This is a genomic window from Clavibacter quasicaliforniensis (genome assembly GCF_051201715.1).
Taxonomy (GTDB): Bacteria; Actinomycetota; Actinomycetes; order Actinomycetales; family Microbacteriaceae; genus Clavibacter; species Clavibacter seminis.
In genome coordinates this window covers 1,694,287-1,719,658 of sequence record NZ_CP139624.1, presented here as the reverse complement: position 1 = coordinate 1,719,658, position 25,372 = coordinate 1,694,287, and the positions used below count along the sequence as shown (strand labels likewise).

Below are 25,372 nucleotides of genomic sequence, written 5' to 3'. Positions count from 1 at the left end.
GCGGTCAGCGCCCGCGCTCGCTCATGGCGAACCCGATCAGGATGTCGCGCTGCAGCCCGAACATCTCGCGCTCCTCGTCGGGCTCGGCGTGGTCGAAGCCCAGCAGGTGCAGGATGCCGTGCGCCGTGAGCAGCAGGATCTCCTCCATCGTGGAGTGCCCCGCCGTCACCGCCTGCTCGGCCGCGACCTGCGGGCACACCACGATGTCGCCGAGGAGGCCCGCGGGCGTCGGCCGGTCCTCGGTGCCGGGGCGCAGCTCGTCCATCGGGAAGCTCAGGACGTCGGTGGGCCCCGGCTCGTCCATCCACTGCACGTGCAGCTGCTCCATCGCGCCCTCGTCCACCATCACGATGGCGAGCTCGGCGTCCGGGTGCACGTGCAGGGTGTCGAGCGCGTACGTCGCGAGCCGCTGGATGAGCGGCTCGTCGACCTCGATCGCCGACTCGTTGTTGATCTCGATGCTCATCGGGTGCTCCCGGGGGTCGATCGGCGCTCGGCGCTGAGGTGGTCGGCGGCCTGGCGCTCCGCGTCGTAGCGCGTGTACGCGTCCACGATGCGGCCGACCAGGGTGTGCCGCACGACGTCGTCGCTCGTGAGGCGGGAGAAGTGGATGTCGTCCATGCCGTCCAGCACGCGCGTGACGAGCTGGAGGCCGCTCGACCCGGTGGGCAGGTCGACCTGGGTGATGTCGCCCGTCACCACCATCTTCGAGCCGAAGCCGAGGCGCGTGAGGAACATCTTCATCTGCTCAGGCGTGGTGTTCTGGGCCTCGTCGAGCACGACGAACGCGTTGTTCAACGTGCGGCCGCGCATGTAGGCGAGCGGGGCGACCTCGATGGTGTTCGAGGCCATGAGCTTCGGGACGAGCTCCGGATCCATCATCTCGTTGAGCGCGTCGAAGAGCGGGCGCAGGTACGGGTCGATCTTGTCGGTGAGCGAGCCGGGCAGGTAGCCGAGCCGCTCCCCCGCCTCGACGGCCGGGCGCGTGAGGATGATCCGCTCGACCTCCTTGCGCTGCAGCGCCTGGACGGCCTTCGCCATGGCGAGGTAGGTCTTGCCGGTGCCGGCGGGTCCGATGCCGAACACGATGGTGTTCTCGTCGATGGCCTGCACGTACTGCTTCTGGCCCTGCGTCTTCGGGCGCACGACGCGGCCGCGCGACTGCACGATGGCCTCGCTCAGCACGTCGGACAGGGTCCGCGCGTCGTCCTCGCCGAGCCGGCGTGCGCTCGTCTCGATCTCCTGGGGTTCCACGTGCTGTCCGTCCTCCACCATCGCCACGACCTCGTCGATGAGCCGACGGGCCGCTGCCACGTCCGCCCGCGTGCCGACGAGCGTGATCTCGTTGCCGCGGACCCGGACGTCGACGTCCGGGTGCTCGCGCTCGATCTGCCGGAGCAGCCGGTCCTGCGGCCCCAGGAGGCGCACCATGAGCACGCCGTCCATCGTCGCCGTCTGCTCGACGCGGTCATCCTCCGTGGATGCGGCGCGCCGCGGGTCAGAGCCCGACATGGTCCCCCTGGTCGAAGCCGGCGAGCACGTGCGCGTGCACGTGGAAGACGGTCTGGCCGGCGTCAGCACCCGTGTTGAAGAGGAGGCGGAACTGGCCGCCCGCGCGCTCGGCGGCGATGCGCGACGCGACCTCGACGACCTCCGCGAGGAGCGCCGGGTCTCCCGCGGCGAGCTCGACGACGTCGCGGTACGCGGCCGTCTTGGGCACCACGAGGACGTGCACGGGGGCCTTGGGCGCGATGTCCTCGAAGGCGATGACGCGGTCGGTCTCCGCGACGATCTCGGCCGGTATCTCGCGCGCGACGATGCGCTCGAAGACGGTGGGCTCTGCGCTGCTGGTCATGCGCCCAGCCTACGCGGGACCCGCGACGTCACCAGCGCCCGAGCGCGGCGTTGACGAGCGCGAGAGCGGCGGGCCCCGCGGTCGACGTGCGGAGGATCCCCGAGCCGAGCGCGACCGGGATCGCCCCCGCCTCTCGGAGCGCCTCGACCTCCGCGGGGGCGATGCCGCCCTCGGGTCCGACCACGAGCAGGACGTCGGTCGCGCCGTCGCCGCCGACCGTCGCCAGGTCGAGCCGCGACAGCCGCGCGTCGGCCGTCGGGTCGAGCACGAGCACGCGCGTGGTCCCGGCCATGCGCACGAGGTCCTTCGTCGTCGCGAGCGCCTCCACCTCGGGCACGCGGGGCCGGATGGACTGCTTCACGGCCTCGCGGACGATCGCGCGCCAGCGATCCCGCCCCTTGGCGACCTTCTGGCCCTCCCACCGGGAGACGGAGCGCTGCGCCTGCCACGGGATCACCGCGTCGACGCCCAGCTCGGTGGCCGCCTGCACGGCGAGCTCGTCGCGGTCGCCCTTCGCGAGGGCCTGCACCAGGACCACGCGCGGAGTCGGCTCGGGGTGCGCCTCGACTGAGTCGACGCGGAGCTCCAGGCGCTGCGGCTCGGCCGACGTGACCGTGCCGGAGGCGATGGTGCCGCGTCCGTCCCCGACGAGGATCCCCTCGCCTGCGCGCACGCGGCTCACCGTCACCGCGTGCCTGGCCTCCTGCCCGGCGAGCACGAGCATGCGGCCGACCGCGAGGTCGGACGCGCCGATGTCGTCGGCCAGGTAGAAGTGCGCCACGGTCAGACGTTGAGGAAGCGGTCGCGGAGCTTCTGGAACAGACCCTGCTGGAAGTGCGCGAGGTGCGGCGCGGGCGCCTTGTTGCGGCGCGCGAACTGCTGGATGAGGTCGCGCTCCTTGTGGTCGAGCTTCTGCGGCGTGACCACCTGGATGCCGATCTTGAGGTCACCCCGCCCGGAGCCGCGGAGCTTCGTGACGCCGCGGCCGCGCACCGTGATGATCTCGGCGCTCTGGATCCCGGGGCGCAGCTCCAGGTCGACGTCGCCGTCGAGCGCCTCGATGTGGGCGTCGCTGCCGAGGATCGCGTCGACCATGCTCACCTCGACCGTGGCGAGCAGGTCGTCGCCGTTGCGGCTGAAGACCTCGTGGTGCTTGACCTTGATCTCGAGGTAGAGGTCGCCGTTGGGGCCGCCCGCGGGACCGACCTCGCCGGAGCCCGGCATCTGGAGGCGGAGGCCCGTGTCGACGCCGGCCGGGATGTCCACCGGCACGGTGCGGCGCGCGCGGACGCGGCCCTGGCCCTGGCACGTGGGGCACGGGTGCGGGATGACGGTGCCGTAGCCGCGGCAGGTGCCGCACGGGCTCGAGGTCATCACGTTGCCGAGGAGCGAGCGCACCTGGCGCTGGATGCTCCCGGATCCGCGGCAGATGTCGCACGTGACGGCGCTCGTGCCGGGCTGGGCGCAGGATCCGTGGCACGTGTCGCAGACGACCGCCGTGTCGACCTCGAGGTCGCGGTGCACGCCGAAGATGACCTCCTCGAGCTCGACCTCCACGCGCAGCAGCGCGTCCTGGCCGCGCTCCTGGCGGGAGCGCGGACCGCGTCCGCCGCCGCCCTGCTGACCGCCGAAGAACGTCTCGAAGATGTCGCCGAACCCGCCGAAGCCTTGGCCGCCCTGCCCGCCGAACCCGGCCTGAGGACCGAGGTCGTATTGCTGGCGCTGCTGCGGATCCGACAGCACGTCGTACGCGTGCGTGACGAGCTTGAACCGCTCGGCGGCGTCGGGGGCGTCGTTGACGTCCGGGTGGAGCTGGCGCGCCTGCTTGCGGTACGCCTTCTTGATCTCCTCTGGCGTCGCCTCGCGGCTCACGCCGAGTACTTCGTAGTGGTCAGCCACGTCGGGCCCTTCGGTGGTGATGGTCGTGGGAACTGGGGGCGGTGCGCCGGCGTGCGGCGGTCACCGCTCCTCGAGTAGGCGCGAGAGGTAGCGCGCGACCGCGCGCACCGACGCCATGTTGGTGGAGTAGTCCATGCGGGTCGGACCCAGCACGCCGAGGCGCGCGAGCACCCCGCCGGACGAGCTGTAGCCGCTGGTGAGCACGCTCGTCTCACCGAGGCCGAACGGGGCGTTCTCCCGGCCGATGCTCACCGAGACTCCGTGCTGGTCGGCCTCCATCTCGCCGAGCAGGCGCAGGAGCACCACCTGCTCCTCGATGGCCTCGAGGACGGGCGAGATGCTCCCGGGGAAGTCGCGCTCGGTGCGGGCGAGGTTCGCGGATCCGGCGAGCAGCAGCCGCTCCTGCCGGTTGGCGAGCACCTGCTCGACGAGCGTGCCCGCGAGCACGGATGCCGCGGCGCGCTGGGCCGGCTCGACCTCGTCGGACAGCGTCTCGAGCCGGGTGGCCGCCTCGGCGAGGCCGAGACCGCCGACGGCCTGGTTGATCCGCGTGCGCATGACCGCCAGGAACGCGTCGTCCGGGTCGCCCGTCAGCTCGACGACGCGCTGCTCGACGCGGCCCGTGTCGGTGATGAGCACGGTGAGCACGCGCGTGGTGGACAGCGCGACGAGCTCGACGTGCTTGACGTGGCTCGTCGCGAGCGACGGGTACTGCACGAGCGCGACCTGGTTGGTGAGCTGCGCGAGGAGGCGCACGGTGCGCGCGAGGACGTCGTCGAGGTCGACCGACTCGCCGAGGAACACGTGGATGGCCTGGCGCTGCGCGGGCGTGAGCGGACGCACGTCGGCGAGCTGGTCGACGAAGAGGCGGTACCCCTTGTCGGTCGGCACGCGACCGGACGACGTGTGCGGCGCCGCGATCAGCTCCTCCTCCTCGAGGAGGGCCATGTCGTTGCGGATGGTGGCGGCCGAGACGCCGAAGGCGTGGCGCTCCACGATGGACTTGGAGCCCACGGGCTCCCGCGAGGACACGTAGTCCTGCACGATCACCCGGAGGACGTCGAGCCCGCGTTCCGAGACCATGGCGGCTCCCTCCTGGCACTCGTCGGTTCTGACTGCCAATCGTACCGCGGCTGCGGCGGTGGTCGGCGTTGCCGGTCGCGCGTCGTCGGCGGTAGCGTGGACGGGCCAGGCGTCGCCCGGCCCACCCACGATCCGCTCGCGTCCGCCGGTCCCCGGCCGTCGCGTGGCACCGAGAGGCTCCCCGCGATGTCCGCACCCGATCCCCACCCGTACGGCGCGCCCGCTCCGCTCACCCCGAGCGAGGACCGCCTCTGGGCGTCGCTCACGCACTTCCTCGCGATCCTCATCGTGCCGTCGTTCATCGTCTGGCTCGTGTTCCGCGAGCGCGGCCGGTTCACCGACCAGGAGGGCAAGGAGGCGACCAACTGGACCATCAACGTCGCGGGCGCGCTCGTCATCCTCAACGTGCTGCAGGCGATCTTCATCGTGATCCCCATCCTCGGGATCATCCTCAACCTCCTCCTCGGCCTCGTGATCTTCGCGGTGGTCGTGGTCAACATCGTGTTCGCGATCATCGGCGGCACGCGCGTGCAGGCGGGCCGGCCCTACCGCTACCCGCTCAACATCCGGTGGATCAAGTAGGCGGATGCCCGTGAGCGCGAGGATCCGGCACGTCGCGATCGACTGCCTCGACCCGCACGCGCTCTCCCTCTTCTGGGCCGGCGTGACGGGCTTCGCGGAGGATCCGGACGAACCGAACCTCCCGGGCCAGGACGCCGCGTGGCTGGGCGACCCCGTCTCCGGGCTGGGCATCATCCTGCAGCGCGCGGACGCGCCGAAGGCCGGCAAGAACCGCGTGCACCTCGACCTCGCGCCCGACGACCGCACGCGCGACGAGGAGGTCGACCGCGTGCTGGCGCTGGGAGCCGCGCTCGTGGCCGACCGGCGGAACGCGGACGGCAGCGGCTGGGTCGTGCTCGCGGATCCCGAGGGCAACGAGTTCTGCGTGGAGCGCAGCGACGCCGAGCGCGAGGCCGGCGACGTGGTGGGCGCGGTCGTCCTCTGACGACCGGCCGGGCGGCCGCCTAGTCCTCGAGCAGCCGGCGCACGACGGCGTCGGCCAGCAGGCGCCCCTGCAGCGTGAGCACCAGCGTGCCGGAGAGAGCGGCACGCGGATCCACCAGGCCGTCCGCGATGAGCCCCGCGACCTGCCGGCGCCCCTCCGTCGTGAGGGTCGGGATGGCCAGTCCGTCCCGGATCCGCGCGCCGAGGAGCACGCGCTCCACCTCGCGCGTCGCATCGTCGAGCGATTCGCGACCCGCGCCGGGCGACGCCCCCGCGAGCACGCGGTCGGCGTACGCGGCCGGGTGCTTGACGTTCCACCAGCGGACGCCGCCCACGTGGCTGTGCGCGCCCGGTCCCACGCCCCACCAGTCGTGGCCCTGCCAGTAGGCGAGGTTGTGGCGGCTGCGGCGGCCGTCGCGCGCCCAGTTGCTCACCTCGTACCACTCGTAGCCGGCCTCGCCCAGCATGCGGTCGGCGAGCTCGTACATGTCGGCCTGGAGGTCCTCGTCGGGCTCGGGCACCTCACCGCGGCGGATCTGCCGCGCGAGCTTCGTCCCCGGCTCGACGATGAGCGCGTAGGCGGAGAGGTGGTCGGGCTCCTGCGCGATCGCCTGCTCGAGCGAGGCGCGCCAGTCGTCGATGGTCTCCCCCGGCGTCCCGTAGATGAGGTCGAGGCTGACCTCGAGGCCGGCGGCCCGGGCGCCGCGGACGACGGGGGCGATCCGGGCGGGATCGTGGGTGCGCTCGAGCGTGGCGAGCACGCGCCGCACGGCGGACTGCATGCCGAAGGACACGCGCGTGAACCCACCCGCAGCGAGGGCCGCGAGGTACGCGTCGTCGACGCTGTCGGGGTTCGCCTCCGTCGTCACCTCGGCGTCCTCGGCGATGCCCCACGTGTCGCGCACGGCGTCGAGCATCCGGACGAGGTCCTCCACGGGGAGGAGCGTCGGCGTGCCGCCGCCGAGGAAGACGGTGGACGCGGGCCGGACGGGCACGCCGGAGTCGCGGAGGGCGGACCCGGCGAAGCGCACCTCCTGCACGGCCTGCGACGCGTAGTCGGACTGCTTCACGCCGCGGAGCTCGGGCGCCGTGTAGGTGTTGAAGTCGCAGTAGCCGCAGCGGACGCGGCAGAACGGCACGTGCAGGTAGACGCCGAACGCGCGGGTCTCGGCGTCGACCGACGCGGAGGCGGGGAGCAGGCCGTCGGCGGGGGCGGGATCGGCGAGGGGCAGGGCGGACGGCATCCGTCCATCATCCCCCGGCCGGGAGGCGCCCGGGTCCGCCTCCGTCGAGGCCCGCCGAGTCCTCCGGCAGGATGGGGGCATGACCGACGCCCCCTCGCCCCGGCCCCTGCACGTCCTCTGGGACGTCGACGGCACGCTCCTGCTCAACGGCCCGCGAGCGGGCAGCATGTACCACCGCGCGATCGAGCTCGCCGCGGGCGTCGAGCTCGAGGACCGCACGGTCCACGCGCACGGGAAGACGGACGGGCAGATCATCTGGGAGACCCTCGACCTCTACGGCCTGCCGGCGTCGCTGCACGCGGCCGTCCGGGAGCAGCTCGAGGGGATGTCCCGCGTCGAGCACTACGGCGCTGGTCGGCGTGAGGTGCCGGTCGGCGTGCCGCGGCTCGTCGCCGACGTCGACGGGCGCGGCTGGGTGAACGCGTTGCTCACCGGCAACTCGCCGCTCCGCGCGCGCTACAAGCTCGACGGCGCGGGGCTCGACGTCGACCTGTTCGACTGGGACGCGTCGTTCTTCGGGCACGAGGCCAGGATCCGCAGCGACCTCACGCGCCGCGCCGCGGACGCGCTGGCCGGGGCGACCGTCGTGATCATCGGCGACACCCCCGCCGACGGCGTCGCGGCCGAGGCGGCCGGCTTCCCGTTCGTGGCCGTAGCCACGGGCGCCTACGACGTCGAGCAGCTGCGGTCGCCGGATGCCCATGCGGCCGTCGTGGTGCTCGATCTCGCGGTGGGCCACGACGAGGTCACGGCCTACCTGGACGGGCTCGCCGCGCGCTGACGCGGCTCGGCCGCTCAGCGGATCAGGCGGACGCGACCGCCGGGTGCAGCGACCGCAGGTAGCGGCGCATGAAGACGCCCTGCACGATGCGCAGGACCGGGCTCGCGAGCCGCATCGGCCACGACGCCGGTCTCGAGAAGACGCGGAGGGTGAGCCACACGCTGCCGTCGGGCTCCCGGGAGACGAGGAACGCCTCCTCGCCGCTCAGCGGGTGACCGTGCACCGTGCCGTAGGCGAAGCCGACCCGGTCGGTCTCCTGCACGGTGTACACGACGCGGACGGGTGCCTCGGGGTGGAACGGACCGAACGGCATGCGGAGCACCGCCGAGGTGCCCGACGTGATCCATGCGGTGCCGTCGTCGCCGTACAGCGTCTCGCGCGGGCGGTCGACGGGCACCTGGGGCACCCCGTCCTCGTCGAACTCCAGCCCCTGGTAGCCGGGGTCGTCCGGGACCTCCTGCTCGATGCGGGTGACCTCGATCCCGCTGCCCCGCTGGACGCCCCACGTCATGAGGAGGGCGACGGCCTGCTCGAAGCGCTCGTCGCCGCTGCCGAGCCGGGCGCTGGCCTCGGCGGGACGGTAGCCCTCGGGCGGGTAGGTCATGAGGTCGACGGCCTGGGTGCCGCCGACGGAGCCGTACGTGACGGCGGTCGCGGTGTAGGTGCTGCGGCGCATGCGGATCAGACTACGGCGTGTCGCTGGGCGTCCCCGCGCGCGCCAGGTAGGGCACGCCGGGTCGACCCCTGACGCCCCGTGCGGGGGCGGCGGTGGGGGACCGGCGCCGCCCGAGGAGCCCGACGTCATCCGCCCGGATTACCCGCCCCATCAGGTCTTCATCCCGGCGGTGTACGGGGTCCCGGTCCGTCATCGGATCGTGACCTGGGCGCCCATCGCCGTTCCCCGCGGAGCCATAGCCTTCACTCGACGCCGGGCTCCCCGAGCGCCGCCCCCCATTCCCGACGCTCGTCGTCGCTCCCCGGAAGGCCCTCCCGTGCTCCGCTCCCTCACCGCCCTCGCCGTCGCCGGCACCCTCGCCGTCGGCGGGCTCTCGGTCGCGACCCCCGCATCCGCCGCCACGAACGGCGCCTTCTACTCGGTGCCCTACGACTCCACCCTCTTCCAGGTGACGACCGTCGACGGGCGCCCGCACGCGGACCCCGCCACGTTCCAGGACTGGTCGGCCGCCGGCCGCCCTGCGCCCCGCGCCGCCACCACCGTCTACGTGCGCTTCACATGGGAGTCCACGGTCCAGGCCGACAGCACGGCCGGCGGCGCGCGGTTCTCGATCTCGCTGGACTACGACGAGTGGCGCCGGGCCGGATCCCCCACGCCGCGGACCGACCGCGTACCGGCCGCGTCGTCCATCCTCCAGTACAGCGGTTCGGACGAGATCTTCGTCGTCCAGGGCTCCTCCTCGTTCACTGACGAGCCGGGCTATCACCAGCTGACCTTCGCCGAGTACGCGCACCTCGGCTACCCGGCGGTCGACCGGACCTCGCCGCGCATCTTCACGAAGCTCTCGTGGAACCCGACGCTCGTCGGGCCCATCTCCAGCACGGGCGAGACCGGCCCGGTGCCGTTCGACGTGTGGGACTACTTCGCCCGCCCCACGCCCGCCGTGGTCGCTTCCTACGATGGCGACAAGTTCTGCCAGGCTGCCGGCGCGGACGAGATCCGCTACATCGGCCAGGCCGCTCCAGATGGCATGGCTCTGACGTTCAGCGAGTGGGTCGCCGCCGGATCGCCGAAGCCCGCCACCTGCTGACCACTCCCGCAGCGCCATGACGCGCCCCTGCCTCTCGAGGCAGGGGCGCGTCTTCGCGTTCAGGCGCCGTCCGGCTCGCGCGCACAGCAGGTCCAGGCGCCGCGCGCATCCCTCCCGTGGTTGCTGCCCCTCATCCACTGGTCCAACCCCCTCCCGGGGGTGGTCCTCGACGTGATGAAACCTTGATCAGAGCGGTATTCCGCGACGGTGGAAAGCGGATACGTTGAGCCTGCGAGGCCGAGCCGGAACAGGCGGAACCTCGGTCCGCTCGACCCCCCTCGACGCCTCGGCGTCGCCCATCGGAAGGCCACACCATGAACCGCTCCCTGCCCGCCCTCGCCCTCGTCGGGGCCCTGGCCCTGGGCGGCACGCTGCTCGCCGCGGCGCCCGCCCAGGCGGCACCCGGCACCACCTACTACTCGGTGCCATTCAGCGACTCGCTGATCTCCGTCGCCGGGGACGACGCGGAGGATCCCGGCTCCGCCCTCGCCACCTACGCCGAGTGGAAGGCGGACGGATTCCCCCGTCCCGTCCCCGCGAAGGTCGCTTACCGTGCCCTCCCCTGGGACGGCACGGTGTTCGCGGACGTGCAGGGAACTGTCGTGAGCCTCGCGCTCGACCTCGCCGAGTGGCGCCGTGCGGGATCCCCGACGCCCACGCGCAACGTCCTCCCCGGCGCGTCCCTCGTGATCCAGAACGCGACCTCCGACGAGCTGCTCGTCCGCACGGGCCTCGGCTGGGGCACGGACGCCGCGGAATGGCACACGATGACGTTCGGCGAGTGGCGGAGCCTCGGCTACCCCGCGATCGACATCCACAGCGGGAGCAAGTACGAGCGCCTCGCCTGGCTCGACACCATCGTCGGCGACGACCCGTACACGGGCGAGTCCGGTCCGATCACGTTCGACACGTGGCTCGACGCCGGCCGCCCGACACCCAAGGTCGTCCAGGCCTTCGCGCTCGACGAGTACTGCTCCACTCCGGGCGGCGCGGAGATCCGCTACGTCGGCCTCGCCGCTCCCGAGGGCCTCTCGATGACCTTCCGCCAGTGGGTCGTCGCCGGCTCGCCGAAGCCGGTCACCTGCTGACGCACCATCCCGCACGCACGACGCGCCCCCTGCCTCTCGAGGCAGGGGGCGCGTCGCGCCTCCGGGACTCGGACAGCCGATCGGGACGTAGCACGGGTCGGATCCCGTGTCATCACCCCACGTGGTGACGGCCTCTCATCCCCTCGCGCCACCCCGTCCAGGGGTCATTTCCTACGTGATGAAACCGTGATCAGAAAGGGATTCCGGCGACGCGGGGAACCGCTAGCTTGAGCGTGCGACGGCAAGCCGGAACGGGTCGGAGCGGATCGGATCACCCCGATGCGCACGTGCCACATGGACGCCGCAGCTCCTGTTCCCCTCCACCCCATCCACCCTCTCCGACGCTCGTCGTCGACCACCGGAAGGCCACCATGAACCGCTCACTGCCCGCCCTCGCCCTCGTCGGGGCGCTCGCCCTCGGCGGATCGCTGCTCGCCGCGGCGCCCGCGCAGGCCGCCGCCGGGGGGACCTACTACTCGGTCCCCTTCAGCGACTCCCTCGTCCACGAGTCTTCCATCTCCGCCGACGAGCCCGGCATCGGCTATGCGACCTTCGCGGAGTGGAAGGCCGACGGCTTCCCGCGTCCCGTGCCCGCCGATGTGGAGTACCGCGTCCTCCCCTGGAGCAGCACCGTCTTCGCGGACGTGATCGGGACGCACTCCGGCCTCACCGCGTCGCTGTCCGGCGCCGAGTGGCGCCGCGCGGGATCGCCGACCCCCACGCGCAACGTGCTCCCGATCTCCTCCCTCGTCTTCCAGTACCCCACGTCCGACGAGCTCCTCGTCCGCACCGGCACGCTCTGGGGATCGGACGCCGCCGAGTGGCACACGATGAGCTTCGCCGAGTGGCGCACCCTCGGGTACCCCCCGGTCGACGTGCGTGCCGACAGCGGCTACTCGCGTCTCGCCTGGCTCGAGACGATCGTCGGGCAGGACCCCATCACGGGCGCGGACGGACCCATCAGCTACGACACCTGGCTTGACGCGGGGCGCCCGACGCCGAAGGTCCTGCAGGCCTTCCCGTTCGACAAGTACTGCTCCGCCCCCGGCAGCACCGAGATCCGCTACATCGGCACGGCCGCTCCGGAGGGCCTGTCGCTGACGTTCCGCCAGTGGGTCGCCGCCGGCTCCCCGACGCCGACCGTCTGCTGACGCACCGCCCCGCACACACGACGCGCCCCCTGCCTCTCGAGGCAGGGGGCGCGTCGTGCGTGCGGGAGTCGGCTACTTGGCCTTCTTCTCCGTGTCGCCCGAGAGCGCGGCGATGAACGCCTCCTGGGGGACCTCGACGCGGCCGACCATCTTCATGCGCTTCTTTCCCTCCTTCTGCTTCTCGAGCAGCTTGCGCTTGCGGGTGATGTCGCCGCCGTAGCACTTGGCGAGCACGTCCTTCCGCATGGCGCGGATGGACTCGCGGGCGATGATCCGCGCGCCGATGGCGGCCTGGATCGGCACCTCGAACTGCTGGCGCGGGATGAGCTCGCGGAGGCGGCCGGTCATCAGCACGCCGTACGCGTACGCCTTGTCGCGGTGCACGATGGCGCTGAACGCGTCGACCTGCTCGCCCTGCAGCAGGATGTCGACCTTGACGAGGTCGGAGTCCTGCGAGCCCGCGGGCTCGTAGTCGAGCGATGCGTAGCCGGCGGTCTTGCTCTTGAGGTTGTCGAAGAAGTCGAACACGATCTCGCCGAGCGGCATCGTGTAGCGGATCTCCACCCGGTCCTCGCCGAGGTACTCCATGCCGAGCAGGATCCCGCGGCGCGACTGGCACAGCTCCATGATCGTGCCGACGTAGTCCTTGGGCGCGAGGATCGCGGCCTTCACGACGGGCTCGGAGACGCTCACGATCTTGCCGCCCGGGAACTCGCTCGGGTTGGTGACGGTGACCGTCTTCTTGTCCTCGCTCGTGACCTCGTAGATAACGCTGGGCGCGGTCGTGATGAGGTCGAGGCCGAACTCGCGCGACAGGCGCTCGGTGATGATCTCGAGGTGCAGGAGGCCGAGGAAGCCGCAGCGGAAGCCGAAGCCGAGCGCGACGGAGGTCTCGGGCTCGTAGACGAGCGCGGCGTCGGAGAGCTTGAGCTTGTCGAGGGCGTCGCGGAGGTCGGGGTAGTCGGATCCGTCGATCGGGTAGAGCCCGGAGAACACCATCGGCAGCGGCTCGGTGTAGCCCGGCAGCGCCTCCGTCGCGGGGCGCGCGGCCGTCGTGACCGTGTCGCCGACCTTCGACTGGCGCACGTCCTTCACGCCCGTGATGAGGTAGCCGACCTCGCCGACGCCGAGGCCGTCGGAGGGCGTGGGCTCGGGCGAGCTGACGCCGATCTCGAGGATCTCGTGGGTGGCGCGCGTCGACATCATCGAGATCTTCTCGCGCGGGCTGAGCTTGCCGTCGATCATGCGGACGTAGGTGACGACGCCGCGGTAGGCGTCGTAGACCGAGTCGAAGATCATGGCGCGCGCGGCGGCGTCGGGGTCGCCGACGGGCGCGGGGATGGTGCGCGAGACGCGGTCCAACAGGTCCTCGACGCCGGCGCCCGTCTTGCCGGAGACGCGCAGCACGTCGGACGGGTCGCCGCCGATGAGCGAGGCGAGCTCGGCGGCGTACTTGTCCGGATCCGCCGCGGGGAGGTCGATCTTGTTGAGCACCGGGATGATCGTGAGGTCGTTCTCGAGCGCGAGGTAGAGGTTCGCGAGCGTCTGCGCCTCGATGCCCTGCGCCGCGTCGACCAGGAGGATGGCGCCCTCGCACGCGGCGAGCGAGCGGGAGACCTCGTACGAGAAGTCGACGTGGCCCGGGGTGTCGATCATGTTGAGCGCGTACGTCTGGCCGTCGAGCTCCCAGGGCATGCGGACGGCCTGGCTCTTGATCGTGATTCCGCGCTCGCGCTCGATGTCCATGCGGTCGAGGTACTGGGCGCGCATGGAGCGCGAGTCGACGACGCCCGTCATCTGCAGCATGCGGTCGGCCAGCGTGGACTTGCCGTGGTCGATGTGGGCGATGATGCAGAAGTTGCGGATGGACGCGGGGTCGGTCGCGGCGGGCCGGAGGGCCTTCGAAGCTAGGGGGCTCACGCGTTCCTTACGGGTCTTGTCGGTGGAGCGGAACCACGATCATCCCATGGCACGCCCGCCGAGCCGTCGTCGCGCCGAGCGACCTGCCCCGCGGTCGCGCGCCGCGGCGCGGTCAGCGGCGCACGATGTCGGCGACGGCCGCGTCGAGCTCGGGCCACCGGAAGCGGTAGCCCGCGGCCTCGAGCGTCTCCGGCACGACCCAGCGGCTCTTGAGGACGAGCTCCGGCTCCGTGCGGAACAGCCACATGCCGACCTCGAGCATCCACCGGTTCGCGGCGAGGCCGACGGGCATGCCGACGGCGTGGCGGAGGACCTTCATCAGGCGGCGGTTGGTGACGGGCGCGGGGCTCGACGCGTTGACCGGACCCTCGAGCGTCGGGGTGTCGCGCACGAAGCGGATGATGCCGACCAGGTCGTCGATGTGCAGCCAGCTGAAGACCTGGCGGCCGTGGGTCGGCTGGTACACGTGGTGCGCACCGGCCCGGATCCTGGACGGCCGACCGGGGAACCGCCCGTCGAGCTGCGGTCCGCCGAGGCCGAAGCGCGCGAGGCCGAGGAGCGGCTGCAGGGCGCCGTCTCGGCCGAGCACGATCGCGATCCGCAGCGCGACGCGTCGCGTGGACGGCAGGTCGGGCGCGAAGAACGCGCGCTCCCAGGCGCGGCCGACGGACGGCGAGAAGTCGTCGCCGAGCTCGCCGGTCGACTCCGTCTGCGGGTGGTCGGTCGCGTGCCGGTAGACGGTGGCGGTGGAGGCGTTGATCCAGACCGGCACGGGCCGCGCGCTGTCCGCGACGGCGCGGGCGAGCTCGGCCGTCGTCTCCACGCGCGAGCGCAGGATCTCCCGGCGGTTCGCCACGCCGTAGCGGCAGTTCACGCTCTTGCCCGCGAGGTTCACCAGGAGGTCGGCGCCGTCGAGGAGCCGGCGGATCCCCTCGGCATCGCCCCAGCGCGCGTCGGCGCCGGAGCGGCCGATGGTGCGGACCAGGTAGCCCTCGTCGGCCAGCTCGCGCACGAGAACCTGCCCGATGAAGCCGGACGCGCCCGCGACGACCGCGGTGCGCGGGGCGGTCGACCCCGGTGCGTCGCTCATGCGCCGAAGCGCGCGCGGCGCTCGACCGTCGTGCCCTGGCCGTCGGCCCAGGTGTAGACCGTGCTGCCGCCGATGATGACGTGCTCGGCGCGGGACTGGACGTCGAGCGGGTCGCCCGACCAGATCACGACGTCGGCGTCGAGGCCCGGCGTGAGCGCGCCGACGCGGTGGTCGAGGCGGAGGATCGCGGCGGGGTTCGCCGTGATGGCGCGGATCGCGACGTCGGCCGGCAGCCCGTCCTTCACGGCGAAGGAGGCCTGGTGCACCAGGAAGTCGATGGGGACGACGGGCGCGTCGGTCGTGATCGCGACGAGGACGCCGGCGCGGTGCAGGGCGGCCAGGTTCGCGACGGCGCGGTCCCGGAGCTCGACCTTGGAGCGCGAGGTGATCATGGGGCCGAAGATCACGGGGATGCCGCGCTCGGCGAGGACGTCCGCGATCTTGTCGCCCTCGGTGCCGTGGTTGACGACGAGGCGGTAGCCGAACTCGTCGGCGAGGCGGATCGCGGTGGCGATGTCGTCGTGGCGGTGGGTGTGCTGGTCCCAGGCGAGCTCGCCGTCGAGCACGCGCACGAGCGTCTCCTTGCCGAGGTCGCGGGAGAACGGCTTGCCCTCCTCCGCGGCGTGGTCGCGGGCGGCGCGGTAGTCCTCGGCGTCGCGGAAGGCCCGGCGGATCACCATGGCCACGCCCAGGCGCGTCGACGGCGTACGGTCCTTGGCGCCGTAGACGCGCTTCGGGTTCTCGCCGAGGGCGCTCTTGACGCTCACGGAGTCGCTGACGAGCTGCTCGTCGATCGTGCGGCCGCCCCACGACTTGATGGCGACGGACTGGCCGCCGATCGGGTTGCCCGAGCCGGGCTTGACGACGATGGTCGTGACGCCGCCCTTCAGCGCGTCGCGGAACCCCTCGTCGTCGATGTCGATCGCGTCGATGGCGCGCACCGAGCTCATGTCGGGGTCGGTCATCTCGTTGGTGTCGTTGCCCGCGGGGCCGTTGGCCTCCTCGTGGATGCCGACGTGGCCGTGCGCCTCGACGAAGCCCGGCAGGACCCAGCGGCCGCTCGCGTCGATGACGGTCGCGCCCTCGGGCACCTCGACGTCGCCGGCCTGGCCGACCGCGGCGACGAGGCCGTCGCGGAGGAGGACGGTGCCGCCCGCGATCGGGGCGCCGTCGACGGGGACGACGTGGCCGCCGACGATGGCGGTGACGGAGGATGCGGACGCGCGGACGGGAGCGGTGCTGTCGGAGAGGGGCATGGTCCGAGCCTAGGACGCGGGCCGGTCTCTGCCGGCGGGGCGGCGTGTCCGCGGGCCCGTCGACGCCTCCGCGGTCAGGTCGTGGCGCCTCCGCGGGCGGATCGTGGCGCCGCGGGGTGTCGGTACGCTCGCGGGATGGGCATCCCCGACTTCATCGTCTCCCTCCGCGAGCGGGTCGGCACCGCTCCCCTGTGGCTCTCGGGCGTGACCGCGGTGATCCTCGACGGCCCCCGGGTCCTCCTCGTCCGCCGCGGCGACACCGGCGCGTGGGCGCCCGTCTCGGGGATCCTCGAGCCCGGGGAGGAGCCCGCCGTCGGCGCCTGGCGCGAGGCCGAGGAGGAGACCGGCGTGACCGTGGAGGTCGAGCGGCTGGTCGCCGTCGGGACGACGGACGAGATCACCTACCCGAACGGCGACCGCGCCAGCTACCTCGACCTCACGTTCCGGTGCCGCTACGTCTCGGGCGAGGCGCGCGTCAACGACGACGAGTCGCTCGAGGTCGCCTGGTGGCCGGTGGACGCGCTGCCGGAGATGCCCGCCGACTTCCTCGGGCGGATCCGGCACGCGGTCGACGACGCGCCCGAGACCCGGTTCGTGCGCCCCGGCGACGACGTCCCCCGGCTCGCCCGCGACGCGCGCGGCCCCGCGGCCTGATTTCCCGGCCGCGACCTGGTATCGTCGCCTGTTGGCTTGCGTGTGATCCTCCCCGATCACGCGGTATCGCCGCAGGCGCCCTCTCTCGCTGAGCGGCAACTCATACGACGACAACTCGAACGGAAGACATAACACGTGGCAAACATCAAGTCGCAGATCAAGCGCATCGGCACCAACAAGAAGGCCCAGGAGCGCAACAAGGCCGTCAAGAGCGAGCTGAAGACGGCCATCCGCTCCGTCAAGACCGCCGTCTCCGCGGGCGACAAGGACGCGGCCGTCAAGGCCGTCAGCCTCGCCGGCAAGAAGCTCGACAAGGCCGCCAGCAAGGGCGTCATCCACAAGAACCAGGCCGCGAACCGCAAGGGCGCGATCGCCAAGCAGGTCGCCAAGATCGGCTGACCTCCCCTGGTGTGAACGACGGGCTCCGCGCATCGCGCGGGGCCCGTCGTCATGTCCGGAGGTGGATCCGACGGGTGAGCCGCCCGGCGGCCCGGCCGCCGTCAGTCGCGACCGCGCGAGGCGACGGTGCGCACCATGCGCTCCAGCGAGTAGACGGGATCGCGTCCGCCGCCCTTGACCTGCGCGTCCGCCTCGGCGAGGGCCTCGATGGCCCGGCCGAGACCCGCGTCGTCCCAGAGCTGCAGGTCGCGGCGGGCGCGGTCGACCTGCCACGGTGCCATGCCGAGCTTCGATGCCAGCTGGCCCGACGCGCCCGAGACGCCCGAGACCTTGGCCATCGTGCGGATCTTCATCGCGAAGGCGGCGATGAGCGGCACGGGGTCCGCGCCCGAGGTGAGCGCATGGCGGAGCAGGACGAGCGCCTCGCCGCCGCGGCCGGCGATGGCCGAGTCCGCGACCGCGAATGCGTTGATCTCGACCCGACCGCCGTAGTACTGGTCGACCGTGACCTCGGTGATCTCGTGCGCGGTGTCCGAGATGAGCTGCTGGCAGGCCGACGCCAGCTCGCTCACGTCGTCCTGGAACGCGGCCACGAGCTGCCGCACCGCGCCGGGCGTGATCGAGCGCTTCGCGGCCCGGAACTCGGCCACGGCGAAGTCGTGCTTCTCGCTGTCCTTCTTGAGCTCCGCGCAGACGACCTCGATGCCGCCGCCGGTGCCCGAGCGCACGGCGTCGAGCAGCTTCTTGCCGCGCACTCCCCCGGCGTGCCGGAGCACCACGTAGGTATCGTCGGCGGGCTGGTCGAGGTACGCCACCGCGTCGAGCAGGAACTGGTCCGAGCACTTCTCCACGTTGACGACCCGGATGAGCCGCGGCTCCGCGAACAGGGACGGGCTCGCGAGCGTGATGAGCTCGCCGGGCGCGTAGGAGTCGGCCTCGATGTCGGAGACCTCGATGCGGGGATCCTCCGCCGTGAGGATGTCGCGGAGGCGTCGCATCGCCCGGTCGGCGAGGAGGGCCTCGGTGCCGGACACGAGGACGACGGGCGCCGGCCGCACCGCGTCCCAGGAGAGCTGCGGGATGGCCGCGGAGGGCTTCGCCGCCGTGCTGCGGGACGTCCTGGTGGCCATGCGGGTCCTTCCGGAGGGTGCGGGTGCGGGTGCCCGGGGTGCGGATGCCCGTAGCCGGGTGGGCCGACGGTCGGGCGGATCCAGGTTAGCCGTCGGGTGGGACATCCCCCGGCCCGGGGACGGCCGCTGCGTGCGGCGGCGGGGAGGCCGGACGACCGAGCGCCACCACCGCGATCACCAGGGCGATCGCGACCGTGAGCGCGATGACGCCCGCGGGCCCGGCCGCCCAGGGCACGCGGCCCGCGGGGAGACGGGACATCACGGAGGCGACCGCGGCGATCCACGACGCGGGCAGCCAGGCCAGCCGCAGCACGAGACCGCCCGCCGCCGGCCAGAGCGGCAGGACGACGCAGGCGACGAGCCCGCCGATGGTGGCGGGCGCGGCGGCGGGCTCGGCGAGCACGTTCGCGAGCACACCGTGCACGGGCAGGCCGGGTTGCAGCACGAGGAGCACCGGCTGGCACGCGACCTGCGCGGCGACGGGGATCGCGAGCGCCTCGGCCAGGCGACGCGGCATGCGGCGTGACATGCGGTCCGCGAGCGGGGGCGCCAGGACGAGGAGCCCGGCCGTCGCCAGCACGCTGAGGGCGAAGCCGAGGTCGCGTGCCAGCCAGGGATCGCCCGTGAGCAGGACGACCACGGCCACCGCGAGGGCGGGCAGGCCGCGGGAGGGCCGACCGGATGCGGTGGAGACGATGAGCACGGCGGCCATGACGGCGGCGCGCAGCACGCTGGGCTGCGGCGTGACCAGGATCACGAACGCGCCGAGGGCGGCCAGCGCCGCGACCGCTCGCGCCGGTCGCCGCAGCCCGACGGCGGAGGCCAGCGCGAGCACGAGTCCCACGATGACCGCGCAGTTCGCACCGGAGACGGCCGTGAGGTGCGTGAGCGAGCTGTCCTTCATGGTCTGCGCGAGGGCGGGCGTCACCGCCGACACGTCCCCGATCGCGAGCCCGGGCAGCAGCTCGGCCCCCGGTCCGCGGAGGTCGGCGGCGGCGTCGGCGAGGCGCGCGCGGAGGGCGTCGGCGAACCCGAGCGGGCCGGCGGGCCCGCCCGCGATCTCGGGCGCCCCGCGGGCGACGAGGAGGTAGGCGGCGCGATCGCCCGGATCCGCGGCGCGGACGGCGGCGCTCACGCGCAGGAGGGTGCCGACCCCCGGGCGAGCGTGCGCGGATCCGTCGTGCCGTTCGTCGGCGCCCGTGGCGAAGACGACGACGGGCACTGTGGCCGGCAGCCGCAGCGTGGCGTCGACCGTCCGTCCGCCCGCATCGCGGCCGACGTGGATGGCGGTGAGGTGCGCGACGATCCGCACCCGATCGGCGAGGCCCGGTCCGCTCCCGGAGTGCGAGGCGACCGGGGCGGGAGGCTCGTCGACGACGGCGTCCGCGACCACCATGCCGTCCGCGTGCGCGGCGGCCTCGAGGACCTCCGGGTGCCGCGACGGCTCGTGGGCGGCGGCGGCGGCGAGGAGCATCGCCGTGACCCCTGCGGCGACCGCCAGCGCGGCGGCGGCGCGGCGGAACCGGGCCGCAGGCGCGTCCGCTCGGCGAGCCCGTCGACGGCGTGGGACGCACGCCCCGGCGTCCCGGGATCCCGTCGGAGTCGCACGCGCCCTCGCGCGCACGGCCGACCCGACGGCGATCCCGGCGCACACCACCGCCGCCGTCGCGGCGGCGACGGCCGTCGGTGCGGCCGCACCGCGGATGCCGATGGCTGCCGCCGTGGTCGTCCAGCCGGCGGCCGCGGGGATCGCGAGTCGGAGGTCGACGTGCGCCGCGGCCGCGCCCCACCGCCCTCGCGCCGGCCCGCGCGAGCCGCGGCCGGCACCCGACCTCGGCATCACACCCGCACCAGCGGGGTGAGCGACGCGAGCGTGCGATCGCCGATGCCCGGGACCCTACCGAGGTCGGCGACGTGCGCGAAGCGACCGTGCGCGGTGCGCCAGGCGATGATCCGCGCGGCCAGGGACGGGCCGACGCGCGGGAGCGTCTCCAGCTGCTCCGCCGTCGCCGTGTTGAGGTCCACCGGTGTCGACGGGCTCGCGGACCCGCCTGCGGCTCCGGGAGCGCCCGACGTCGCGGGCACGGCGGGGGCCTCCCCCTGGCGCGGGACGACGAGCTGCTCCCCGTCGGAGAGGACGCGCGCGAGGTTGACGCCCGCGGTGTCCGCTCCGTCGGCGAAGCCGTGCGCGGCGGCGAGGGCGTCGACGACGCGGCTGCCCGGGGACAGGGGGTACAGCCCCGGGGAGACGACCGCGCCGACCACGTGCACGTAGATGGGCGTGCGCGCGCCGTGGGCGGATCCGCCGGTCCCGCCGTCCGCGTCGCTCGCGTCGGACGCGTCCCCGGCGCCCGTCTCCACGCTCGCGTCGCCGTCCCCGGATCCGTCGGATGCGCCAGCGCCTGCGCTCGTGTGCGCCGACGAGCTCGGGCGCGCCGCGGGGACCGCAGTCGGGGAGGCGACGCCGGCCGACTGGACGGCGGTGACGAGGATCGTCACCACGAGCGCCGCGCCGACCAGCACGACCGCGGCCCCGATGCCGACGCGGAGCCGGATGCGCACCCGCTGACCGAGCAGCGGATGCACCTCGTCGGGTGCGGAGCGGCCAGGGACGCCGTCGTCTGCCGGGTCGGCGTCACCGTCCGCTCGTGATGGGGGCACGGCGTCCGAGGGCCACTCGGCGTCGGGTTCCCACCCGTCGTCCGTCCACCCCGTGGGTTCCCGGTGCTCGGCGGCATCGGGTCCGGGATGGGGGCGGCGGAGGGGGCGCATGCGGGCACGGTAGGCGGTGCCCGAGGGCGTCCGGCCTGCGGGTCCGGGTCTGGGGATCGCCGTCGTGGATCCGCCCTGGGATGGAGCGAGGGCGGCCCGTCGCCGGACCGCCCTCGCCTCACCGCGACGTCGGGTCGCGGGCCGTCCCTCAGGGAGCGGTGGTGGTGATGCTCACGATCTTGGGCGCGCGGACGATGACCTTGTCGATCGTGCGACCCGCGGTGGACCGCTTGACGCCCGCGGTCTCGCGCGCGAGCGCCTCGAGCTCGTCCGCCCCGATCTTCGCGTCGACCTCGAGCTTGTCGCGCACCTTGCCGTCGACCTGCACCACGGCCGTGACGGTGCTCTGAACGAGCAGGTTGCGCTCGGCCTTGCGCCAGCCGGCGAACGCCACGGACCCCTCACGGCCGAGGCGCCTCCACATCTCCTCCGCCGTGTACGGCGCGAACAGGCTGAGCGCGATGGCGACGACCTCCGTCGCCTCGCGCACGGCCGCGTCGCCGCCGCCTGCACCCTGGTCGATGGTCTTGCGGATGGCGTTGACGAGCTCCATGGTGCGGGCGATGACGACGTTGAACTTGAACGCCTCGAGCATGCCGGGCGCCTCGGCGAGGAAGCGGTGCGTGACGCGGCGGAGAGCCTCGTCGCCCGTCTTCCACTCGATCTCCGGCGCGCTCGTGATGTCGCCCGTGAGGCGCCAGGCGCGCGCCAGGAACTTCGCGGAGCCGGACGGGGAGACGTCCTCCCAGTCGATGTCGTCCTCGGGCGGACCGGCGAACGCCATCGTGAGGCGGATGGCGTCGACGCCGTGGCGGTCCATCTCGGAGCCCAGGTCGACGCCGCCCTTGCTCTTCGACATCTTGCTGCCGCCGGAGAGCACCATGCCCTGGTTGAGCAGCGCGCTGAACGGCTCGGTGAAGGTGACGTAGCCGAGGTCGAACAGGACCTTGGTGATGAAGCGGGAGTACAGCAGGTGCAGGATCGCGTGCTCCACGCCGCCCACGTACTGGTCGATGGGCGCCCAGCGGTCGGCGTCGGCCGGGTCGAACGCCTTCGTGGCGTCGTTCGGGGACAGGAAGCGCAGCCAGTACCAGGAGCTGTCCATGAAGGTGTCCATGGTGTCGGGGTCGCGCGTGGCCGGGCTGCCGTCGACGGGGCTCGGCACGTTCGTCCACTCCGTTGCGGCCGCCAGCGGCGACTTGCCCTTCGGCGTGAGGTCGAGCCCCTCGGTGTCGGGCAGCCGGACGGGCAGCTGGTCCTCGGGGACGCGGATCTCGTTCCCCTCGGCGTCGTAGACGATCGGGATGGGCGTGCCCCAGAACCGCTGGCGCGAGATGAGCCAGTCGCGCAGGCGGTAGTTCTTCGCCGCGCGGCCGCGGCCCTCCGCCTCCAGCTGCTCGATGACGCGCTTGATGGCGGGCTGCTTGCTCAGGCCGTTCAGCGACCCGGAGTTGATGAGGCGGCCCTCGCCGGGCAGCGCCACGCCCGTGCGGCCGGGCAGCACCTCCTCGAGGTCGGGCAGCTCGCCGTCCTCCGGGATGATGCGGATGGCGCCCGTGACGGGCTGCGTGGTGTCGACGACGACGCGCACCGGCAGGTCGAAGGCGCGCGCGAAGTCGAGGTCGCGCTGGTCGTGCGCGGGGACGGCCATGACGGCGCCCGTGCCGTAGTCGGCGAGCACGTAGTCGGCGGCCCAGACGGGGATCCGCTCGCCGTTGACCGGGTTGATCGCAGTGCGGCCGAGCGGGATGCCGGTCTTCGGACGGTCGGTCGTGGAGCGCTCGATCTCGTTGAGGCGCTGCGTGCGCTCCAGGTAGCCGCGGAACTGCTCGCGGACCTCGTCCGAGGCGCCCTCGACGAGCTCCGCCGCCAGGTCGCTGTCGGGCGCGACGACCATGAAGGTGGCGCCGTGCAGCGTGTCCGGACGCGTGGTGAAGACCGTGACGGGCTCGTCCCGACCCTCGACGACGAAGTCGACCTCCGCGCCGATGGACCGTCCGATCCAGTTGCGCTGCATGCTGATGACCTTCGCCGGCCACGTGCCCTCGAGCTGGTTGAGGTCGTCGACGAGGCGGTCGGCGTAGTCGGTGATGCGCAGGTACCACTGCGTGAGCTTCTTCTTGACGACCACGGCGCCCGAGCGGTCGGACGTGCCGTCCGGCAGGACCTGCTCGTTGGCGAGCACCGTCTGGTCCACCGGGTCCCAGTTGACCCAGCTGTCCTTGCGGTAGGCGAGGCCCTTCTCGTGCATCTTCAGGAACAGCCACTGGTTCCACCGGTAGTACTCCGGGTCGCTCGTGTGCAGCTCGCGCTCCCAGTCGAAGGACAGGCCGTAGCGCTTCATCGACTGCTTCTGCGTCTCGATGTTCGCGTAGGTCCACTCGCGCGGGTCGACCCCGCGCTTGATGGCCGCGTTCTCCGCGGGCAGGCCGAAGGAGTCCCAGCCGATGGGGTGGAGGACGTTGAAGCCCTGCTGGCGCCAGTAGCGCGCGACCGCGTCGCCGAGCGCGAACGCCTCCGCGTGACCCATGTGCAGGTCGCCCGAGGGGTACGGGAACATGTCGAGGATGTACTTGCGGGGGCGGGTGTCGCTCGCGTCCGGCGTGCGGAACGGCTGCTCGCGCTCCCACACCTCCGACCACTCGGCCTCGATGGCGCGGAAGTCGTAGGTCTCGCCGGGGGTGTCGGGGGTCTCGTGTGCCAAGGGCGCTCTCGATTCGATGCGGGGGTCGCGGCCGTGAAGGCCTCGACAAGACTAGTGAACGCGCGCGGCCCCTCCCGAACCGGTGGGAGGGGCGCGGATCAGGCCGGCTCCGGCGCCCTGGGGAGGGCCGGACGCGGTGCGGCGTCGGCGTCGTCGGGTGGCGGCACGCGTCCGGCCCGGACGGCGGCGAGGAGTGGCGCGGCCTTCACGCGCACCTCCTCGAGCTCCTCCTCGGGGACGGACAGCGCCGTGATCCCGCCGCCGGCGCCGACCGTCGCGCGGCCGCCCGTGACGACGACCGAGCGGATCACCATGGCGAGGTCGACGCGCCCGTCGTCGCCGAACCAGCCGAACGCGCCCGCGTAGACGCCGCGCGGGCCGCCCTCGAGCGCCTGGAGGATGCCGACGGCCGCGGACTTGGGGGCGCCCGTCATGGATCCGGCGGGGAACAGGGCCCGCACCGCGTCGACGGCCGACACGCCCGGGGCGAGCTCCCCCTCGACGCGGCTCACGAGCTGGTGGACCTGGGCGTAGGCCTCGACGGCGAACAGGCTCGTGACGCGCACGGACCCCAGCACGCACACGCGGCTGAGGTCGTTGCGCATGAGGTCGACGATCATGACGTTCTCGGCGCGTTCCTTGTCGCTCGCCAGGAGCTCGGCGCGCGCCCGGGCGTCCGCGGCGGGATCCGCGTGGCGGGGCCTGGTGCCCTTGATGGGCAGCGTGCGCAGGGTGCCGCGCGCGTCGACCTCGACGAACCGCTCGGGCGACGCGCTGACGAGCACCGTGCCGCCCGCGCGGAGGAACGCGCCGTGGTGGGTGGGGCTGAGCGCACGCAGCGCCAGGTGCACGCGGACGGGGTCGACGTGCCCCGGCACGGCCGCGCTGTTCGTGAGGCAGAGCTGGTAGGCGTCGCCGCGGCGGATGGACTCCTGGCAGGAGCGGATGAGGTCGAGGTAGGCCGCGTCGTCGTGCTGCCAGACGGGGGGCGCGGCGGCGGCGTCCTCCGGGGCGCGCGCGACGGGACGGGCGCCGGCGGGGTCCGCGCGGTCCAGCTCCTCCTCGACGAAGAGCGGCCACGGATCCCCCGCTCGTGCGACGGCCCACACCTCGCCCGCGGCGTGGTCGAAGGCGAGGAGGCGGTCGACGCGGAGGGCGGCGGCCGGGACGGGGCCCGTGGCGTCCGCGGGCGCGCTCGGCGGCGCGTGGTGGAGCGGGACGGTCTCGGTCCAGGCGTCGTGCGGGATCCAGCCGACGAGCCCCAGTCGGAAGGCGAGGCCGTCCGGCAGAGGGTCGGCATCGGGCGCGGCGGATCCGGCGGGCCACACCTCGGGCGCCGACGCAGGCAGCAGCTCCGCCAACCCCGCGAACACGCCCCGCGGCCACGCCGTCACGGTGTCGGCGGACGCCGCGAGGTAGCTCCACCCCTCCCCCGCCGAGTCGTCGAGCCAGGCGACGTCGCCGGCGGACTCCGCGGCGAAGAGCGCCAGGAACACCGCCTCCGGGTCGTGCCAGCGGCCCAGCCGGCGGCCGACGACCTCCGCGGCGGCGCGCGCGTCGCCCTCGTGCATGCTC

Annotated in this window: 24 protein-coding genes; 8 read left to right on the top strand and 16 right to left on the bottom strand. The window is 73.2% G+C overall.

Annotated elements, in window-relative coordinates; all coding sequences use genetic code 11:
* Positions 1-4: 4 nt before the first annotated feature.
* Genes ybeY through hrcA form a run of 6 tightly spaced genes read right to left on the bottom strand, consistent with a single transcriptional unit; the run spans position 5 to position 4,837 of the window.
* Positions 5-466 carry an rRNA maturation RNase YbeY gene (gene ybeY, locus NL142_RS08265; RefSeq protein WP_043669058.1) on the bottom strand — a complete coding sequence of 154 codons (462 nt, stop codon included), beginning with the start codon at positions 464-466 and terminating at the stop codon, positions 5-7.
* Positions 463-1,512 carry a PhoH family protein gene (locus tag NL142_RS08260; RefSeq protein WP_435078734.1) on the bottom strand — a complete coding sequence of 350 codons (1,050 nt, stop codon included), beginning with the start codon at positions 1,510-1,512 and terminating at the stop codon, positions 463-465. The genes ybeY and NL142_RS08260 overlap by 4 nt, the downstream gene beginning before the upstream one ends.
* Positions 1,499-1,855 carry a histidine triad nucleotide-binding protein gene (locus tag NL142_RS08255; protein WP_012038254.1) on the bottom strand — a complete coding sequence of 119 codons (357 nt, stop codon included), beginning with the start codon at positions 1,853-1,855 and terminating at the stop codon, positions 1,499-1,501. The genes NL142_RS08260 and NL142_RS08255 overlap by 14 nt, the downstream gene beginning before the upstream one ends.
* Positions 1,856-1,883: 28 nt before the next feature.
* Complete coding sequence (locus NL142_RS08250; protein WP_435078732.1) at positions 1,884-2,636, bottom strand: 16S rRNA (uracil(1498)-N(3))-methyltransferase; 753 nt, start codon at positions 2,634-2,636, stop codon at positions 1,884-1,886.
* Between the two features lie 2 nt (positions 2,637-2,638).
* Positions 2,639-3,754: a molecular chaperone DnaJ gene (dnaJ, locus tag NL142_RS08245; protein ID WP_104236776.1), complete on the bottom strand. Its 1,116-nt coding sequence runs from the start codon at positions 3,752-3,754 to the stop codon at positions 2,639-2,641.
* 60 nt (positions 3,755-3,814) lie between these two features.
* Positions 3,815-4,837, bottom strand: a complete 1,023-nt coding sequence (hrcA, locus tag NL142_RS08240; protein WP_194682608.1) for a heat-inducible transcriptional repressor HrcA — start codon at positions 4,835-4,837, stop codon at positions 3,815-3,817.
* 186 nt (positions 4,838-5,023) lie between these two features.
* On the opposite strand from hrcA, the gene NL142_RS08235 reads away from it, so the two are divergent.
* The gene (locus NL142_RS08235; protein ID WP_194682609.1) at positions 5,024-5,419 is read left to right on the top strand and encodes a DUF4870 domain-containing protein; all 396 of its coding nucleotides are present in this window, start codon (positions 5,024-5,026) and stop codon (positions 5,417-5,419) included.
* Positions 5,420-5,429: 10 nt separating this feature from the next.
* Positions 5,430-5,843 (top strand): VOC family protein, encoded by a 414-nt coding sequence (locus NL142_RS08230; protein ID WP_104236779.1) that lies wholly within the window; start codon positions 5,430-5,432, stop codon positions 5,841-5,843.
* 19 nt (positions 5,844-5,862) lie between these two features.
* On the opposite strand, the gene hemW is transcribed toward NL142_RS08230, so the two are convergent.
* Positions 5,863-7,086 (bottom strand): radical SAM family heme chaperone HemW, encoded by a 1,224-nt coding sequence (hemW, locus tag NL142_RS08225; protein WP_435078728.1) that lies wholly within the window; start codon positions 7,084-7,086, stop codon positions 5,863-5,865.
* Between the two features lie 79 nt (positions 7,087-7,165).
* Here hemW and NL142_RS08220 point away from each other — a divergent pair, with 79 nt between their 5' ends.
* Positions 7,166-7,867 (top strand): HAD family hydrolase, encoded by a 702-nt coding sequence (locus tag NL142_RS08220; RefSeq protein ID WP_435078726.1) that lies wholly within the window; start codon positions 7,166-7,168, stop codon positions 7,865-7,867.
* A gap of 22 nt (positions 7,868-7,889) precedes the next feature.
* Here the strand turns inward: NL142_RS08220 and NL142_RS08215 are convergent, their stop codons facing one another.
* Positions 7,890-8,543, bottom strand: a complete 654-nt coding sequence (locus NL142_RS08215; RefSeq protein ID WP_194682613.1) for a DUF1990 domain-containing protein — start codon at positions 8,541-8,543, stop codon at positions 7,890-7,892.
* Between the two features lie 316 nt (positions 8,544-8,859).
* On the opposite strand from NL142_RS08215, the gene NL142_RS08210 reads away from it, so the two are divergent.
* From NL142_RS08210 to NL142_RS08200, 3 genes are all read left to right on the top strand, one after another.
* The gene (locus tag NL142_RS08210) at positions 8,860-9,633 is read left to right on the top strand and encodes a hypothetical protein (protein ID WP_435078724.1); all 774 of its coding nucleotides are present in this window, start codon (positions 8,860-8,862) and stop codon (positions 9,631-9,633) included.
* Between the two features lie 314 nt (positions 9,634-9,947).
* The gene (locus tag NL142_RS08205) at positions 9,948-10,721 is read left to right on the top strand and encodes a hypothetical protein (protein WP_435078722.1); all 774 of its coding nucleotides are present in this window, start codon (positions 9,948-9,950) and stop codon (positions 10,719-10,721) included.
* Positions 10,722-11,092: 371 nt separating this feature from the next.
* Entirely contained in the window at positions 11,093-11,872 is a 780-nt protein-coding gene (locus NL142_RS08200; protein WP_435078720.1) for a hypothetical protein, read from the top strand.
* A gap of 72 nt (positions 11,873-11,944) precedes the next feature.
* On the opposite strand, the gene lepA is transcribed toward NL142_RS08200, so the two are convergent.
* The 3 genes from lepA to NL142_RS08185 all read right to left on the bottom strand — a co-directional run bounded on the left by lepA (position 11,945) and on the right by NL142_RS08185 (position 16,138).
* Entirely contained in the window at positions 11,945-13,792 is a 1,848-nt protein-coding gene (gene lepA, locus NL142_RS08195) for a translation elongation factor 4 (RefSeq protein ID WP_086505868.1), read from the bottom strand.
* 112 nt (positions 13,793-13,904) lie between these two features.
* A complete protein-coding gene (locus tag NL142_RS08190; RefSeq protein WP_435078717.1) occupies positions 13,905-14,882 on the bottom strand; it encodes an epimerase in 978 nt (325 codons plus the stop codon).
* Positions 14,879-16,138 carry an amidohydrolase gene (locus NL142_RS08185; protein WP_435078715.1) on the bottom strand — a complete coding sequence of 420 codons (1,260 nt, stop codon included), beginning with the start codon at positions 16,136-16,138 and terminating at the stop codon, positions 14,879-14,881. The genes NL142_RS08190 and NL142_RS08185 overlap by 4 nt, the downstream gene beginning before the upstream one ends.
* A 135-nt stretch (positions 16,139-16,273) precedes the next feature.
* Between NL142_RS08185 and NL142_RS08180 the strand changes: the two genes are divergently transcribed.
* Positions 16,274-16,792 carry an NUDIX hydrolase gene (locus NL142_RS08180; protein WP_435078713.1) on the top strand — a complete coding sequence of 173 codons (519 nt, stop codon included), beginning with the start codon at positions 16,274-16,276 and terminating at the stop codon, positions 16,790-16,792.
* 135 nt (positions 16,793-16,927) lie between these two features.
* Entirely contained in the window at positions 16,928-17,191 is a 264-nt protein-coding gene (gene rpsT, locus NL142_RS08175) for a 30S ribosomal protein S20 (protein ID WP_043587013.1), read from the top strand.
* A 101-nt stretch (positions 17,192-17,292) separates the two neighbouring features.
* On the opposite strand, the gene holA is transcribed toward rpsT, so the two are convergent.
* The 5 genes from holA to NL142_RS08150 all read right to left on the bottom strand — a co-directional run bounded on the left by holA (position 17,293) and on the right by NL142_RS08150 (position 25,368).
* Positions 17,293-18,321, bottom strand: a complete 1,029-nt coding sequence (holA, locus tag NL142_RS08170) for a DNA polymerase III subunit delta (RefSeq protein WP_435078710.1) — start codon at positions 18,319-18,321, stop codon at positions 17,293-17,295.
* Between the two features lie 85 nt (positions 18,322-18,406).
* The gene (locus tag NL142_RS08165) at positions 18,407-19,795 is read right to left on the bottom strand and encodes a ComEC/Rec2 family competence protein (protein ID WP_435078708.1); all 1,389 of its coding nucleotides are present in this window, start codon (positions 19,793-19,795) and stop codon (positions 18,407-18,409) included.
* A 365-nt stretch (positions 19,796-20,160) separates the two neighbouring features.
* The gene (locus tag NL142_RS08160) at positions 20,161-21,093 is read right to left on the bottom strand and encodes a ComEA family DNA-binding protein (protein WP_435078706.1); all 933 of its coding nucleotides are present in this window, start codon (positions 21,091-21,093) and stop codon (positions 20,161-20,163) included.
* A 148-nt stretch (positions 21,094-21,241) separates the two neighbouring features.
* Complete coding sequence (gene leuS, locus NL142_RS08155; RefSeq protein ID WP_435078704.1) at positions 21,242-23,797, bottom strand: leucine--tRNA ligase; 2,556 nt, start codon at positions 23,795-23,797, stop codon at positions 21,242-21,244.
* Between the two features lie 98 nt (positions 23,798-23,895).
* Positions 23,896-25,368: an anthranilate synthase component I family protein gene (locus NL142_RS08150; protein WP_435078702.1), complete on the bottom strand. Its 1,473-nt coding sequence runs from the start codon at positions 25,366-25,368 to the stop codon at positions 23,896-23,898.
* Positions 25,369-25,372 lie beyond the last annotated feature (4 nt).

Coding starts and splice junctions, on each gene's coding strand:
- NL142_RS08255 (WP_012038254.1), bottom strand. CDS start 1,855: ATGACCAGCAGCGCAGAGCCCACCGTCTTCGAGCGCATCGTCGCGCGC.
- hemW (WP_435078728.1), bottom strand. CDS start 7,086: ATGCCGTCCGCCCTGCCCCTCGCCGATCCCGCCCCCGCCGACGGCCTG.
- NL142_RS08150 (WP_435078702.1), bottom strand. CDS start 25,368: ATGCACGAGGGCGACGCGCGCGCCGCCGCGGAGGTCGTCGGCCGCCGG.
- NL142_RS08180 (WP_435078713.1), top strand. CDS start 16,274: ATGGGCATCCCCGACTTCATCGTCTCCCTCCGCGAGCGGGTCGGCACC.
- NL142_RS08200 (WP_435078720.1), top strand. CDS start 11,093: ATGAACCGCTCACTGCCCGCCCTCGCCCTCGTCGGGGCGCTCGCCCTC.
- NL142_RS08235 (WP_194682609.1), top strand. CDS start 5,024: ATGTCCGCACCCGATCCCCACCCGTACGGCGCGCCCGCTCCGCTCACC.
- hrcA (WP_194682608.1), bottom strand. CDS start 4,837: ATGGTCTCGGAACGCGGGCTCGACGTCCTCCGGGTGATCGTGCAGGAC.
- holA (WP_435078710.1), bottom strand. CDS start 18,321: ATGGCCACCAGGACGTCCCGCAGCACGGCGGCGAAGCCCTCCGCGGCC.
- NL142_RS08260 (WP_435078734.1), bottom strand. CDS start 1,512: ATGTCGGGCTCTGACCCGCGGCGCGCCGCATCCACGGAGGATGACCGC.
- NL142_RS08205 (WP_435078722.1), top strand. CDS start 9,948: ATGAACCGCTCCCTGCCCGCCCTCGCCCTCGTCGGGGCCCTGGCCCTG.
- NL142_RS08160 (WP_435078706.1), bottom strand. CDS start 21,093: ATGCGCCCCCTCCGCCGCCCCCATCCCGGACCCGATGCCGCCGAGCAC.
- NL142_RS08215 (WP_194682613.1), bottom strand. CDS start 8,543: ATGCGCCGCAGCACCTACACCGCGACCGCCGTCACGTACGGCTCCGTC.
- ybeY (WP_043669058.1), bottom strand. CDS start 466: ATGAGCATCGAGATCAACAACGAGTCGGCGATCGAGGTCGACGAGCCG.
- NL142_RS08165 (WP_435078708.1), bottom strand. CDS start 19,795: ATGCTCCTCGCCGCCGCCGCCGCCCACGAGCCGTCGCGGCACCCGGAG.
- NL142_RS08185 (WP_435078715.1), bottom strand. CDS start 16,138: ATGCCCCTCTCCGACAGCACCGCTCCCGTCCGCGCGTCCGCATCCTCC.
- NL142_RS08190 (WP_435078717.1), bottom strand. CDS start 14,882: ATGAGCGACGCACCGGGGTCGACCGCCCCGCGCACCGCGGTCGTCGCG.
- NL142_RS08220 (WP_435078726.1), top strand. CDS start 7,166: ATGACCGACGCCCCCTCGCCCCGGCCCCTGCACGTCCTCTGGGACGTC.